Annotated in this window: 17 protein-coding genes and 1 pseudogene; 14 read left to right on the forward strand and 4 right to left on the reverse strand. The window is 38.0% G+C overall.

Going from position 1 to position 12504, the window contains the following annotated elements:
* Positions 1 to 199 precede the first annotated feature (199 nt).
* The 6 genes from K333_RS13425 to K333_RS0103155 all read left to right on the forward strand — a co-directional run bounded on the left by K333_RS13425 (position 200) and on the right by K333_RS0103155 (position 5337).
* Positions 200 to 1336 carry a DnaB-like helicase C-terminal domain-containing protein gene (locus tag K333_RS13425; protein WP_306306313.1) on the forward strand — a complete coding sequence of 379 codons (1137 nt, stop codon included), beginning with the start codon at positions 200 to 202 and terminating at the stop codon, positions 1334 to 1336.
* Between the two features lie 100 nt (positions 1337 to 1436).
* Complete coding sequence (locus tag K333_RS0103125; protein ID WP_051525025.1) at positions 1437 to 2204, forward strand: hypothetical protein; 768 nt, start codon at positions 1437 to 1439, stop codon at positions 2202 to 2204.
* An 11-nt stretch (positions 2205 to 2215) separates the two neighbouring features.
* Entirely contained in the window at positions 2216 to 3214 is a 999-nt protein-coding gene (locus K333_RS0103130; RefSeq protein ID WP_024989245.1) for a hypothetical protein, read from the forward strand.
* The gene (locus tag K333_RS0103135) at positions 3198 to 3503 is read left to right on the forward strand and encodes a hypothetical protein (protein WP_024989246.1); all 306 of its coding nucleotides are present in this window, start codon (positions 3198 to 3200) and stop codon (positions 3501 to 3503) included. The genes K333_RS0103130 and K333_RS0103135 overlap by 17 nt, the downstream gene beginning before the upstream one ends.
* Before the next feature lie 755 nt (positions 3504 to 4258).
* Positions 4259 to 4921 (forward strand): hypothetical protein, encoded by a 663-nt coding sequence (locus tag K333_RS0103150; protein WP_024989249.1) that lies wholly within the window; start codon positions 4259 to 4261, stop codon positions 4919 to 4921.
* Positions 4918 to 5337, forward strand: coding sequence for an FtsZ/tubulin family protein (locus K333_RS0103155; protein WP_024989250.1), 420 nt, complete (start codon positions 4918 to 4920; stop codon positions 5335 to 5337). Before K333_RS0103150 ends, K333_RS0103155 begins: the two co-directional genes overlap by 4 nt.
* A gap of 127 nt (positions 5338 to 5464) precedes the next feature.
* Here the strand turns inward: K333_RS0103155 and K333_RS0103160 are convergent, their stop codons facing one another.
* Positions 5465 to 5830 carry a single-stranded DNA-binding protein gene (locus K333_RS0103160; RefSeq protein ID WP_024989251.1) on the reverse strand — a complete coding sequence of 122 codons (366 nt, stop codon included), beginning with the start codon at positions 5828 to 5830 and terminating at the stop codon, positions 5465 to 5467.
* 65 nt (positions 5831 to 5895) lie between these two features.
* Between K333_RS0103160 and K333_RS13060 the strand changes: the two genes are divergently transcribed.
* From K333_RS13060 to K333_RS13650, 6 genes are all read left to right on the forward strand, one after another.
* Complete coding sequence (locus tag K333_RS13060; protein ID WP_154652972.1) at positions 5896 to 6036, forward strand: hypothetical protein; 141 nt, start codon at positions 5896 to 5898, stop codon at positions 6034 to 6036.
* Positions 6037 to 6114: 78 nt separating this feature from the next.
* A complete protein-coding gene (locus K333_RS13065; RefSeq protein WP_154652973.1) occupies positions 6115 to 6267 on the forward strand; it encodes a hypothetical protein in 153 nt (50 codons plus the stop codon).
* A gap of 311 nt (positions 6268 to 6578) precedes the next feature.
* Positions 6579 to 7541: a winged helix-turn-helix domain-containing protein gene (locus K333_RS11790; protein ID WP_024989252.1), complete on the forward strand. Its 963-nt coding sequence runs from the start codon at positions 6579 to 6581 to the stop codon at positions 7539 to 7541.
* The gene (locus tag K333_RS0103175) at positions 7535 to 8299 is read left to right on the forward strand and encodes a hypothetical protein (RefSeq protein WP_024989253.1); all 765 of its coding nucleotides are present in this window, start codon (positions 7535 to 7537) and stop codon (positions 8297 to 8299) included. Before K333_RS11790 ends, K333_RS0103175 begins: the two co-directional genes overlap by 7 nt.
* Complete coding sequence (locus K333_RS0103180; RefSeq protein WP_024989254.1) at positions 8299 to 9120, forward strand: metallophosphoesterase; 822 nt, start codon at positions 8299 to 8301, stop codon at positions 9118 to 9120. The genes K333_RS0103175 and K333_RS0103180 overlap by 1 nt, the downstream gene beginning before the upstream one ends.
* 103 nt (positions 9121 to 9223) lie before the next feature.
* Positions 9224 to 9463 (forward strand): hypothetical protein, encoded by a 240-nt coding sequence (locus tag K333_RS13650; RefSeq protein WP_027452323.1) that lies wholly within the window; start codon positions 9224 to 9226, stop codon positions 9461 to 9463.
* Between the two features lie 116 nt (positions 9464 to 9579).
* On the opposite strand, the gene K333_RS0103190 is transcribed toward K333_RS13650, so the two are convergent.
* Positions 9580 to 10167: a hypothetical protein gene (locus K333_RS0103190; RefSeq protein ID WP_024989256.1), complete on the reverse strand. Its 588-nt coding sequence runs from the start codon at positions 10165 to 10167 to the stop codon at positions 9580 to 9582.
* A 278-nt stretch (positions 10168 to 10445) separates the two neighbouring features.
* The gene (locus K333_RS0103195; RefSeq protein ID WP_024989257.1) at positions 10446 to 10634 is read right to left on the reverse strand and encodes an LEM-3-like GIY-YIG domain-containing protein; all 189 of its coding nucleotides are present in this window, start codon (positions 10632 to 10634) and stop codon (positions 10446 to 10448) included.
* A gap of 538 nt (positions 10635 to 11172) precedes the next feature.
* Between K333_RS0103195 and K333_RS13655 the strand changes: the two are divergent.
* Both K333_RS13655 and K333_RS13385 read left to right on the forward strand, forming a co-directional pair.
* Positions 11173 to 11451: pseudogene (locus K333_RS13655) on the forward strand (LEM-3-like GIY-YIG domain-containing protein); the annotation flags it as partial.
* A 6-nt stretch (positions 11452 to 11457) separates the two neighbouring features.
* Positions 11458 to 11796: a hypothetical protein gene (locus tag K333_RS13385; RefSeq protein ID WP_211223365.1), complete on the forward strand. Its 339-nt coding sequence runs from the start codon at positions 11458 to 11460 to the stop codon at positions 11794 to 11796.
* 25 nt (positions 11797 to 11821) lie between these two features.
* Here the strand turns inward: K333_RS13385 and K333_RS11805 are convergent, their stop codons facing one another.
* Complete coding sequence (locus K333_RS11805) at positions 11822 to 12487, reverse strand: hypothetical protein (RefSeq protein WP_024989259.1); 666 nt, start codon at positions 12485 to 12487, stop codon at positions 11822 to 11824.
* Positions 12488 to 12504: the final 17 nt, after the last annotated feature.

Raw genomic sequence — 12504 nt, forward strand, 5'->3', positions numbered from 1 at the left:
GAGTTATGCCCACAGTTGGCATAGCTCCATTTTACTTTTGCACCAAATTACAAAAGTAAAGCAGTATGAACAACAAAGTTTATTTCGCAGGCTCCATTCGTGGTGGCAGAGCTGATGCAGAACTGTATCAAAGGATGATTGATTATATCAGCCGAAAGATAAAGTGCTGACCAAACATATCGGCAAAACTGCAATTAGCATGAAGCAGCAGACTCGGATAATCGACTCACATATCTATGAACGTGATGTTAACTGGCTACAGTCATGTGATATGGTCATAGCAGAATGCTCTAATGCTTCTCTTGGTGTTAGTTACGAATTGGCATATGCAGAAGCTCATAATATTCCTGTGTTTGTTTTTTATAACAAGCATTCATCTTCCTTATCAGCAATGATAAATGGGAATAGATATTTTAGAACCATTCCTTATGAGACCGAAGATGAGATTTACACTGCTCTTGACAAAATCCTCGACAACAATTACAAGTCTTTCGATTTCATTGATATAGATGCACTAATTACAGGTAATCATGGACTTGATTATTTGCTACACGGTTGGCACAAAGGAGAATTAGCAATGCTCATGGGAAAACCTGCACAAGGAAAAACGATTTTCTCATTGCGAAGTGCTCTCAATATATCAACTGAACATATTCCTTCTGTTTACTTTCTTCCGGAAATGGAAGGAGAACATGCTATAAACAAAATGGCTTTTATGAAAAGTGATATAGATTTTGATAAGTACCCTTATATTATTAGTCGTTTATATGGCGATCCTCAAATAAATGAAAATAACGGTATTGACTATGATGAATCAGAACTTGATAATGATATCAAGAAATTTAAGAATGCCAAAAAGAGAGTTAAGAAATACCCTTTTATTATTAATGACAAGGCTAATATCAGTATTGAAGAAATAATCTGTGCAGTTAAGAAGGCAGTAATCGAAAATAATACAAGGTTAGTCTACATTGATTACGTTCAGTTGCTAAACGTAGAATCTGGCATTCGCAACAAAAAGAGGATTGAGGAACTGAAGTATATAATCACCGAGCTTAAACAATTGGCAAATGAATTGGAAATTTCAATCATTGCTGTTGCACAGGAAGTCTATATTCCATTATGGCCGCAAAATGAGGACTTTTACAAGGATATAGATACGCTGATGTTTATTGGCAATCCAGAATATTATCATGTGTTCATGGACGAGCATAACTTTAATCTGAAGGACCAGAATGTGATAAGTATTGTGAAACATCAAGGAAACAAGGTCTTCAAAAAATTCTATTATAATTATAAGAAAGATACATGTACCAAGACATTTATCAACAAGTAAGAAATAGAGTCACACATTTCAGTATGTGTGTTAAGTTTCAGAGAGGTATGCCCACAGTTGGCATACCTCTTTTATATTTTTGCATCAAAATGATATGGTTATGAATACAATTCCATTAAAAGAGCAAAAGAAACAGTTTGAGTCTGAAGTAAGGTGTTTATTTGAATCTCCTGAGATAAAAGCTATTGAGATTGAGATACTTAATCTCTACTATCAGATCAATAATAAGTGGGAACTTCGTGAAAGAAATGCATTTGCGATTCAGCGACTTCTATGCCTGCGAAAATCTTTTCTTGACAAGAAATTTGCTATGAATGACTATAACAAGTCATTGCTTACTGATTTCAACATGTCAATGAAAGAACATTTGATAATCATGCGAGAAAGATCTATCGAAATATATAACAAGACTAAAAGCAGTTCATACACTGATGAAATCGAGGTTGAAGGGAAATGTTTTCTGGGGTATACCTATCCAAGAACGCATCCCGTACAAACGATACGATCAAAGAAAATGTGGCAAGTGCTAAATGGTGCGCTAGATGATTTCATGTCAACTTACGATTCTGGTGTGGCGAGTAGTTTCCACCTATGTTCTCGTGATAGAGAGAATAGCAAAGATTTTGCAAATCAGCTACTCTATCTGGGAGAAGAAGATAATTGGAATGAAGGTCTGGATAGTTCCCAGACAAATGACATGCACTTGATATATGCGTTTCATAATCTTTGGAGCCATCTTCAGTTTTCAATATATGATTTACTTTGGGTCAGAGATTTCAACATTGAGATTTGTAGCAATACGTCATATAGTACAAGTGTTGATGAAGACGATGACCTTGATTGGGATAAATATGATTTTACAGATTAAAATTAAACATTATGACATACAAAGAACTACTCAAAAAAGTAACATTCAAGGAAATGGAGCCATATCTCATAGAGCATTATAAGGTGAATAATGCATTGGGATGGTATAAATTGCATTACGACATGCTAATCAAGTTGGAACCAAAAGTATCTAATGATGCAAATGGGAATGTCTGTAAGATTGGATATTACTCAGATTATGAAGGCGACAAGCACATAGAAGCATGGCCAATGGAAGGTGATCTTTGGGATCACTCTCTAACTAAAGAGATTGTCATTGACAAAGATGTCACTGCAACCTTACCTGAGATTGCTGCATGCTGTCTATGGCACTCATCCTTTTATGGATTCACACCGCAGACTCACGAACAGTGCTTCGATGATATGTTTTGCAAGCCATCTGACTTTAAGAATTACAAAGAGAAATTCGACTTCTATGCAGAAATCATTGCTAAGCATGGTGGAAAAGTTCCCACACTGAAAGAGTTGTCGATATGTAAGCATCAAGAACTGTCCAAAGAAGCTAAAGAATATCTATCTAAATCCAAGGCCAACAGGTCGAAGAGAAAGAAAAGATTCAGGGAAGAATTCATGGATTTATATTACAGAAGGTTATCTGTTATCGCTGAATACATTGCAAAGATAATTCCATGGCTAGAAGATCTCAGTATCGACCATCTATACCAATTATTTTACTCTGAGAAGTTCTGCACAGAAGTAATTCAGTCATTTGCTATGAAAGAATCAGGTGTGGAATATCTATGTAGACTAATCAAAGACTACAAGATGATTCCAAATATGGAGCACTTGATACTGCTTGTGACAACAGGGCAAAAAGTATTAACTCCAAAGGAGAAATCGATGTTGCATTATTTAGTTTCAACAGTGTGTGGCTGCAAACAATATCATGTTTTTTTTGCTATAGATCCTTCTTTAGGTAACCAGGCCATAATATCATATGCAGCTTATAATATGACAAATAATTTAAACAAGGATGAAACGACAAAATAAATCAAATAAGAATTGGAGTCATAAGCATGACTATCCTGAAGAAGAAATATGGCAAACTGGTCATTTGATAGCGCAGTTAATCGCTACAAGACTTCGTGCCTTCAGGTCATATGACAAACATGGATATTCCGGAAATTTCTCTTCTATGGAGAAATGGAATAAAGCCCTTGACAAAATGATATATGCTTTTGAACTGTATGCTCATGGGACAATAGCACCCGAAGAACAAGAGGCATTTCAGGAAGGTTTAGATCTATTTCACGATAATTTTTTATATCTGTGGGATTAAATTATCCAAAGGTATGCCCACAACCGGCACTTTTGAACATTACCTTTGCAATATTATTTTAATTTATTAGATATTCAATTATGGCACTTTGGAAAATTTTAGTCAAGAACAACGGTAATGCCCCATGTACAGACAAACGTCAGCGACTTGAAAAAGGAATGTTTGTAGAAACAAGTACAACTTCTACTACTCCACCCCTTGGATTAACTCGCGAGCAGCCATTGCTTGCAAGTTTATTCACGAGCAAATATGGGATTAATATTGATCCTCACAAGATGAATGGATCATATTTCATTTGTGAAAGAATTGGTTAAATTGTTATTTTCTACAATGGAGATTATGTATCTCCCTTTATCCTAATTATATAATTATGGAGAACAAATACAACATAACAAAAAAATACGAAAATCTGATCCATTTACTTGGTTACTCGTGGTTTTACTCTTCAAAACTTTGGCATCATAGATTTTTCAGAAACGGATTCGTCCCCTTCTCTCTAATCCTGATTGCTTGCGGAATATTTCACTTGGGTTGCTGGCATATCAACTATGAGGGAATTCCTACTTTGGTTGAAAGATATGTCAATATCCACTTATCTACGAATGTAATTGGGTATTGCGATAGCATTAATTTTTATGGTATATTCAATGATGATCCAAGAAATAGATGGATTCCTGGAGAGACAATTAGTTTACTTATTTCTGGAATGATGGTACTTCTTGCGATTAGAACAATGTTTGTGAAGGTTAAATGATATGGAAGAAATAGTATTAGAATCTGTAAGGTTGATTGCGGCTGATCAAGTAAGTGAATTGGTTATTAGCCAACTACGTTCCGAACACATCTATTCTTTAGGGAATAGTTCTTATGTATTGATGAATATGGTACTGGTATCATCAAAAAATGGTATTCAGAATATTAAGAATGTACTTGCCAATCATAAGAAAGCCAAGCGAGCTATTGCAATTCTGATAGACTCAGAGCTGCAAGTTCCAGAAATGGCAGACATTGATTCTGTTCTGTCATTCACTAACAAGGATGAATTTTACAATGAATTCAAAAGCTTTTTGTCTTTGATTCGTCACAATGTAGAAATTCATGGGTTAGTCTGTTTTGATTTTAATGACTTTTTTACGATGATTAAAGGCAGAAATGAACTTTCAATTCATTCTTGCGCTTATAACGAGAAAATTAGTGAAGCAACTACAGAATTGAGAAAGAATATTAATCCAAATCATGCTAACTATCTGCTGACATTTACTGTTGAGCATTATAATCCAGATACGTTTGGGGAAGCATTATATCCTATCAAGACATATATTGACGAGTTACCAGACGAGGGTAATGTCTTTTGGAATTTCAGAGAATCATCAACAAAAGAAGTTGTATTGTTTATCTCAAAACAAATATTATCATGATAGATAACAACATTAAATCGAATATTAGTCAAGGTGAAGAATTAGAAGAGCTTATTGCCCAACTTACACAGAATGGCATGCAAATTAAGATAGACAAAAATGATCTTGACTATCTCTATCATGCTAATGCAATACTTAAAAGAAGAATCATTTCATTTCCACATTTTAGTGAAACGAGGATTGATAGTATCATTCGTGAAATGAACAGCTACAGCAATATCTGCCATAAAGATTACAATAAAGTAATACTGTATATGGCTACATCCTCCAAGAATCCTTTGCAAATGGATGAGATGAACCAGATAGTATCACTAATTAGTGGTTATTTCACAAGCGATACAGAATGCATCTGGGGTATGGCGACAGATGAAAAACTTGAAGATAAATTGTTGGTTATTATTGTATGTAGTAACTAGTAATATAATAAGTTTAGGGAAATTTTCAATTGGATTCACCGCTATAACTATACGTACAATATAAGTGCAACAAGAAGTTATTAGGAAAAAACGGTCCGAAGACCGCTTTCAAGATGAGGAGGAAGGCTTATTTGCCTTTCTCCTTTTTCTCTTCCAGCTCCTTTTCTGGAGTTTCGTAGAACTTGTTAGCCACTATGATGACGCGGTTGCGGACTGTGCCGTCCTCCTCTGTCCATTCCTCAGACTTGAAGTAGCCCTCACATGTGAGCATGACGCCCTTCTTGATACGATCAAAAGAATCCTTGTTCTCGTTCTTACGCCATGCCTCGATAGAGATGAAGGCTGAGGTATACTGTGTCTTACCTTCCTTGTCCTTCTCGCCACGGCAGACTGCTACAGAGAAGCGTGCTACGCTTGCGTTTTCGAACTCACGGACTTGAGCGTCCTTACCTACGAAACCTAATACTGTGAAAGTGTTCTCGATCTTTTTCATTTTTTTGAATTTTTAGAAGTGAAACATTTATTTTTTACGTTGCTTTAAGAGTTGGCAAGGGAAGTATGGGAATGCAAGGAATTACCGATTTTTTTTCACCCTTGGGCCAGGAAAAGTTTTTATTGGCTGGCACAGACGGCAAAAAGTTTTTGAAAAAAAATCAGGGAATAAGGCACATGGTACTTGCAGAATACGGCTTGCACTAACTTTGCGACGGAAAAAGTAATTGTACTCGCTTCGCCCGGAAAAGGCATAAATGAAGAAGTCGGAATAAGAACAATTCAGTGACAGATACTATAAGGAGGATGGTCGACAGTCAACTGCTCATTGGTGGCACGTCATGGTTATCAGACGGAGAAGGACAAAGCGAAGATGTAGCGTATCATTCATATTCACCAGGAAGTATGGTAAACGAAGGACGCACATTGACATGCTAAAGAGGCAATGCTGTGGAAGGTTACAACAGAAGATAGAGGAAAGCGATTAGGATGTTCAGCAACGCGGTCTGTAAGACAGCTGCATGAGAACTCCTGCAGGAGAGGAAAGAGGAAAAGAATGAACTCAAAGAAGAAGGTCAAGTAAGCCAATCTATGAAGTTTTGGCAATGATAAAGTGACGAAATCCATTGAAAAATGCAAAATATTAGACTTAGAAAGCCTCATTATGCACTTTTTGAGGTAAATGTTTGGCGGATTGAGATATTATATGTATATTTGCACAAAATTTCTCGCATAATATAATTTGCAAAATGAAATATAATATAGCGACTATAACAGATTATCTGGAAGACTTGACAGGCTATAAGACAAGGCAGCTAACTCACGCCAAAGGCGAGGATAAAAGGTTGCCCATAGCGATTGCTACAAGTTATAGCTATTATGATCTTGAGTTCATGGAAACGCAAGTCACTATTGCGATACCAACAGGACTTGACGGCATTACTCCAATGCAGTTAGCCAAACATCAAGCTAAGATGATAGAGGCATTTCAACATCCTGTTATCTTTGCTTTAGAATCAGTAGCATCTTATCAGATAGCTCGGCTCACCCAGGCTAAGGTCGATTTCATTGTACCAGGGAAAATCATTTTCATCCCAAGTATGCTAATTGTATTGCGTGAGATGAAGAACACGGTAAAGGAAATATCTGAGAAGATGCCACCTGTAGCCCAGATGCTGGTGCTCTATCACCTTGAAACAAGAACAATCGACGGTCTTACTGCTTCGGAGATAGCGGAACTTACAGGCTTGGCATACCCGACTATTAACGTCGCTCTTCGATGGCTTGTGACCAATGGTATCATTGCCCTTACAGGAGGCAAACAGAAACATGTTCACATAACGATGAGCAAGGAAGAAATTTGGAAGAAATCTCTTCCGTTGATGACATCGCCTATAGAGCGCATTCTTTTCACAGACAAAAAACCAGAAGGTAGTTTGATGGCTGGAGAGACTGCGATGGGACATTACACCATGCTTGCGGAACCGGCTACTCCTGTCATTGCGATAGCCAAAGCTACAGCCAAGGAGAATGCCGCCATGATGAATAAGGAATATGGCGACATAAAGGTGGAAGTATGGAAATACTCTCCTGCCCTGCTGTCTGAGAATGAATGGGCAGACAGGCTATCGCTCTATCTGTGCATGAAGGACAGCGAAGACGAAAGAATACAAATGGAGTGTGACACTTTAATTAAAGAAATGAAATGGTAACAGGAATTGAACGTTGGAAGGAATATTTCAATGATTATAAGGATAAGTATGTGCTGATAGGCGGTGCAGCTTGCAATCTGCTAGAAGAAGAACTGGACATGAATCCTCGTGCGACAAAGGATCTTGACCTTATTCTTGTAGTAGAAGCTCTCACTCCAGATTTCGGAGCCCGTTTGTGGGATTTTATCAAATCCGCAAATTATGCTGGTCGAAGCAAGGGAGAAAACGAGTTCAAGCATGAATACTATCGCTTTACAAATCCTGAAGACAAGACATATCCAAAGCAAATTGAACTGTTCGCCCGCAGTACAGGAATCCTTAACCTGCCATCCGATGCGCACATAGAACCCATAAGTGTAGGAGAAGACCTGTCCAGTCTGTCAGCCATCTTGATGGATGATGACTACTACGATTTTACAATTGAGCATAGCAGGAACATCGACGACATTCATGTAGCAAGTCCAGAAGCTCTCATTTGCCTTAAAGCCAAGGCATACACGGAAATGCTGGACAGAAAAGCAGAAGGTGAGCAAGTTGACAGCCGTGACATCGAGAAGCACAAGAAAGACGTGTTCAGGCTAATAGCCATGCTGCCACAAGACTCTCGATTCTCGCTGCCCGATAAATTGAAGAATGACATGAGTGATTTCTATCAAAGGATAGGAGAATTGCCTAATCCAGACTTCTTCAAGAATGCAGGACTAAGAGGTTTGGATGCCCAGCGTCTTCTTGCCCTCTTCAACACGGCGTTCCTATAATGAGAACTGAAACGCATCACAACATATACGTTTTTTCAGACTGCCGCAGCATTGTCATCTGTGGCGACATCCACGGGGACTTCAATCTCCTCGTGAATAAAGTTTGTGTCCAATATCAGATGAAAGATACTCTGGTCATCGTGGCTGGTGATTGTGGCTTTGGCTTTGAGAGAAAAGGGTACTATGAGAATATTGTTAAGCGCAATGCCAAGCGAGTAAACGAATCCAACAACTGGTTTCTTTTCATCCGTGGCAATCATGACAATCCAGAATACTTTGACGGAAAGACATTCCGGCATAAAAGGTTTACTTGCATTCCTGACTACTCTGTAGTAAAAGCCAATGGTCACACCATACTCTGTGTCGGTGGAGCAATATCTGTTGACCGTCAGACAAGAATAGATTCGTGGGAACACAATCAAAGAAAGGCACATAGGTACAGCCATAACTCTTCTGACAACGAATTTCTTTCACCTAACTATTATTGGCAGGATGAAGCACCTGTTTTCAACAATGATGTACTGTCTGAAATAACCAATTTGTATAAGATAGATACAGTCGTGACGCATACAGCCCCATCTTTCTGTGAACTACAGAACAAAGATGGATTATTGCAATGGGCAATCTATGATGACGGTCTGTTAGATGATGTGCAGAATGAACGTGAGACAATGGATGCAATCTATACCAAATTGAGAGCAGTGCCCAAGACACTTACACATTGGTATTACGGTCACTTTCATCAAAGCTGGCATTCATCTATTGATGGAGTCTTGTTCAAGATGTTAGACATCATGGAACTTGCAGAACTCACTCCTTGACTAAAGAAAGGCTTACAACACCATCCTGTACAAAGAGATTACTATCAGATAGAAGTGTAGTTGTTTTGTACGGTTATATAAATTCGGCAATAATCGCTTTTTATTGCCGAATTTATATTCAACTCCAAGAATAAGCAATCATACATATTACAAGTGTTTTTTTGCCGACCAAAAGAAAGAGAACCCAAATGTCAAATGCGACAGATGGACTCTCTTAAATCTATACAATAAAAACTTCGTCTTTATAAACTGGGACTTCTTTGCCGTTGGTCAGCTGAACGAGCCATTCATTACCGTAGTCATCAACGATGATGCCATTGCTGTGACCTTTCCATGGAAATAGGAGTTCACAAAATGCTCCTATCAAATCGGAATTGTTATCTTCATCTGTGTACATAATGGTTGGGATGTTGTGCGATGGTATGCCATCGGTAGCGACCGCATACCACCGCAGGTTAGTTATTCAAATGTAAATTGACGGATGTAGAAGTAGGTATCATCATCGTCATACTCATACTCGTTGATGAAGTTCATCATTTCCTCATCAGTTCGCTCACCTTGCTTGACGTTCATCTTCTCACACCAATCATTGATAGCATCTTTGAGGGTGGTGTAGATGTCATCACAAGCATCCTCGAATGGTTCTCCGCTTGAACTGACTGCTACCTCTTCAGGGAAGAAGTCACACTCATCATGCACATAATAGACCTCACAGCCACATTCACAGACTCTGTATGAGATAGAGAGTTCATCCCATAGCAGATGGTTAATCTCCTCGAATAACTCGTTGCAAGCATCCCATGCTGTTTCTGTTTCAAAGGATAGCAGATAGTAGTCATTGGCTGGGTCTTCCTCATACTCTGCCCAATAGATGTGACCACGAACACAAATTTGCTTTGTTTCGTAGTCGACGCCGTAGTGCTCTGTCAACTGGTAAAGCCAGATGTTCTTACTGTTTACCTCCATCTTTTGGAGTGTGCTCCACAGGTCGTTTACAGCCTTGCGTGTACCTGTCACCTTGTAGGTGGTTGTTGCTTGATTTGCCATAATCTTGAAGTTTTTATTTCCCTACTGTAGATTTCTCTACTTTCGGGAGTGATTAAAAATTATGTTGCTTCACAAGGTGTTGTGACCATCAGCACAAGGTTATGGCTCCAAATACAACCCGTATGGTGTGGAGATTTGGAGTCATACCGATGGATCACCTTGGGTAGATGAAGGAACAACAGTTACCTTTGCAACCTAATTTCATCGACTCACGAAAGCAGAAACGGCAGTCCTTATTATATATACGCATACGCGCACGAAGGAATCTGAGGATATAATTATCTTTGCCGTCCAAAAGTAAGGTTTTCGTCTTCTTCGTTCAGAGCATCTTTTGCGTGCTGAAATACTCTGTTTCCTTTTCCTTTGCCGATATAGAAAATCTTATTGTCTCTTGGATCAACTAAAGCGTAAACATAATATGCGAGAGCTTCAATGGTCCGTTGGTCGAAGGTATTGATAACGCTCATAATATCTCGTTTTTAGTAACTTACTTTCCCACGCAGAATCTACTTTCCGACGCAGAAGTTACTATCTGCAAATATAAGTGGTTGATAATCAGCACAAACGCCTTTGTTTTAGGGTGTCTAAAGTGACTCCGAGGGACGGTGGGGGGACGCAAAATAGGCAAAAATCTGCAAATATGACTGCCTTCAAAAAAAGAAAATGCAAACATCTGCAAAATTGATTTTCCAGTTCTTTGCACGTTTACACTTTTTAACGCAGATTTTTGCACATTCTTGCAATCGCTGAGAAGCGAGCAAGGAATGAATCTGGTATGTCTTTTAGTGATGCTCATTGTCATTTCTAACCCTTTTTATAGTAACGGCACTTGATAACATTTTATTGTTCTATGTAAGACGAATACGTTTTTGTCCCCCGTCAGTCTTCCGTTGTATTCGAGTTTGTCCCTTGTAAAGTAATGCTGGTTTCGTAGTCGAAAGATAAAAGGTTTAGTTTAGGTTATGGATATTTAATATGGGAATAAACTAAACCGTACCTTATCCAATTAAACCAAGCAACCCCTCTCTTAAACTTGATAAAATCCGGAGTATTCTGCAAGAAGGAAAACAAGTCAACCTCTATATCTTACGACATAACTTAACAGAAGATGTTGCATATATTGTGGAATCTACGCTCATCGATTTATTAACCTACAGCAAGTTTAACAAGATAAATCAATTGACAAATATTGTTGCAGGTCATCATCAATGGAATGAAGGTATTAAAGACGTTGATGAGATAAATGCCATATACAATTGTTCGAAAATAAACATAAATCATGGTGAGACATTGCTATTAGTTAGTCTAAATAGAAGTTTCAATCAGGCAAAAGCGAATGGGGTATATCGCAGGCTTGACATTTATGAAGCTACCCGAAAGTATTGGAAGATTAGTAAAAATGCACCTCACGAGGTTAAGTATGTGCTGGGTGTTTATAAAGGAGTTGTCCGTAGCGTCATAGAGGTCAATTCCTGGCATTGGACAACTGTTGCAGAAGATGGTACGACGTTTGATAAAGAACGTTGTGTCTTTGAAGGTAAACTCATAGAAGATTCGCCATACTTAAACAAAGATATTTCAGATTATCCTTTTGGAAGTGGAGGAGCCGTGAGGTATATTAGATCATGATTGGGCAATATCATCGTGAAGATGTTTATCGCAAATAACCATAAGGTTTCTCTATAAAATCACAAAAATCTTTGTACAGTTTCTCCTTTTCTGGGTATTTTGAATACGCATAAAGAATATTGTCTACTTTCTTTTCTGCAATTTGATTTGATCTCAGAATATTAACACGAGATTTTGTAATTATGTTTTCTGCATTCCCATTATCACATTCCACTAGTATCGGTAAGTCATCTTTCATATTACTCCCCGTAGCATCGTAACTTCTGAATAACTCAGCACAAGCTAATGGACCTTTCAGAACTTTGCCACTTTTCTTTTCTATCAACTGACGAATAAGAATACCGCCAAAGTATGCACTATCATCTAGCACAAACTTCTGAACTATCTTCCCTTTATCATCAAATTTGTTTGTAGACTCAATACTACTTGAAAAGTTAAGGTCTATTCCTCCGAAATCATTAACGTACCAATATAATGGTTTGGACACTCGTGGATGAGTGATAATATCACGATGATTCTTGTTGTAGAAGTAAAATTCAATCTCCTTAAAAAGATACTTCTTCTCACCCTTTTGGATAGCAAAACTTTCAAACAGCATCTTTGCTATTTTTTCAAAACGCTCTTCGATGTCAGATGTATTCATGTTGGCATCGAGAGTCATTAGCTGTCGGAGTTGCTCTGTGTTATTCATATAAAGGAAGCTAATTG

The sequence above is a fragment of the Segatella albensis DSM 11370 = JCM 12258 genome (assembly GCF_000426565.1).
In the GTDB taxonomy this organism is placed as follows: Bacteria; Bacteroidota; Bacteroidia; order Bacteroidales; family Bacteroidaceae; genus Prevotella; species Prevotella albensis.

Excerpts from the sequence above, each read along its gene's own strand:
- K333_RS13425 (WP_306306313.1), top strand. The coding sequence starts at position 200 with ATGAAGCAGCAGACTCGGATAATCGACTCACATATCTATGAACGTGAT.
- K333_RS0103125 (WP_051525025.1), top strand. The coding sequence starts at position 1,437 with ATGAATACAATTCCATTAAAAGAGCAAAAGAAACAGTTTGAGTCTGAA.
- K333_RS0103130 (WP_024989245.1), top strand. The coding sequence starts at position 2,216 with ATGACATACAAAGAACTACTCAAAAAAGTAACATTCAAGGAAATGGAG.
- K333_RS0103135 (WP_024989246.1), top strand. The coding sequence starts at position 3,198 with ATGAAACGACAAAATAAATCAAATAAGAATTGGAGTCATAAGCATGAC.
- K333_RS0103150 (WP_024989249.1), top strand. The coding sequence starts at position 4,259 with ATGGAAGAAATAGTATTAGAATCTGTAAGGTTGATTGCGGCTGATCAA.
- K333_RS0103155 (WP_024989250.1), top strand. The coding sequence starts at position 4,918 with ATGATAGATAACAACATTAAATCGAATATTAGTCAAGGTGAAGAATTA.
- K333_RS0103160 (WP_024989251.1), bottom strand. The coding sequence starts at position 5,830 with ATGAAAAAGATCGAGAACACTTTCACAGTATTAGGTTTCGTAGGTAAG.
- K333_RS13060 (WP_154652972.1), top strand. The coding sequence starts at position 5,896 with ATGGGAATGCAAGGAATTACCGATTTTTTTTCACCCTTGGGCCAGGAA.
- K333_RS11790 (WP_024989252.1), top strand. The coding sequence starts at position 6,579 with ATGAAATATAATATAGCGACTATAACAGATTATCTGGAAGACTTGACA.
- K333_RS0103175 (WP_024989253.1), top strand. The coding sequence starts at position 7,535 with ATGGTAACAGGAATTGAACGTTGGAAGGAATATTTCAATGATTATAAG.
- K333_RS0103180 (WP_024989254.1), top strand. The coding sequence starts at position 8,299 with ATGAGAACTGAAACGCATCACAACATATACGTTTTTTCAGACTGCCGC.
- K333_RS0103190 (WP_024989256.1), bottom strand. The coding sequence starts at position 10,167 with ATGGCAAATCAAGCAACAACCACCTACAAGGTGACAGGTACACGCAAG.
- K333_RS0103195 (WP_024989257.1), bottom strand. The coding sequence starts at position 10,634 with ATGAGCGTTATCAATACCTTCGACCAACGGACCATTGAAGCTCTCGCA.
- K333_RS11805 (WP_024989259.1), bottom strand. The coding sequence starts at position 12,487 with ATGAATAACACAGAGCAACTCCGACAGCTAATGACTCTCGATGCCAAC.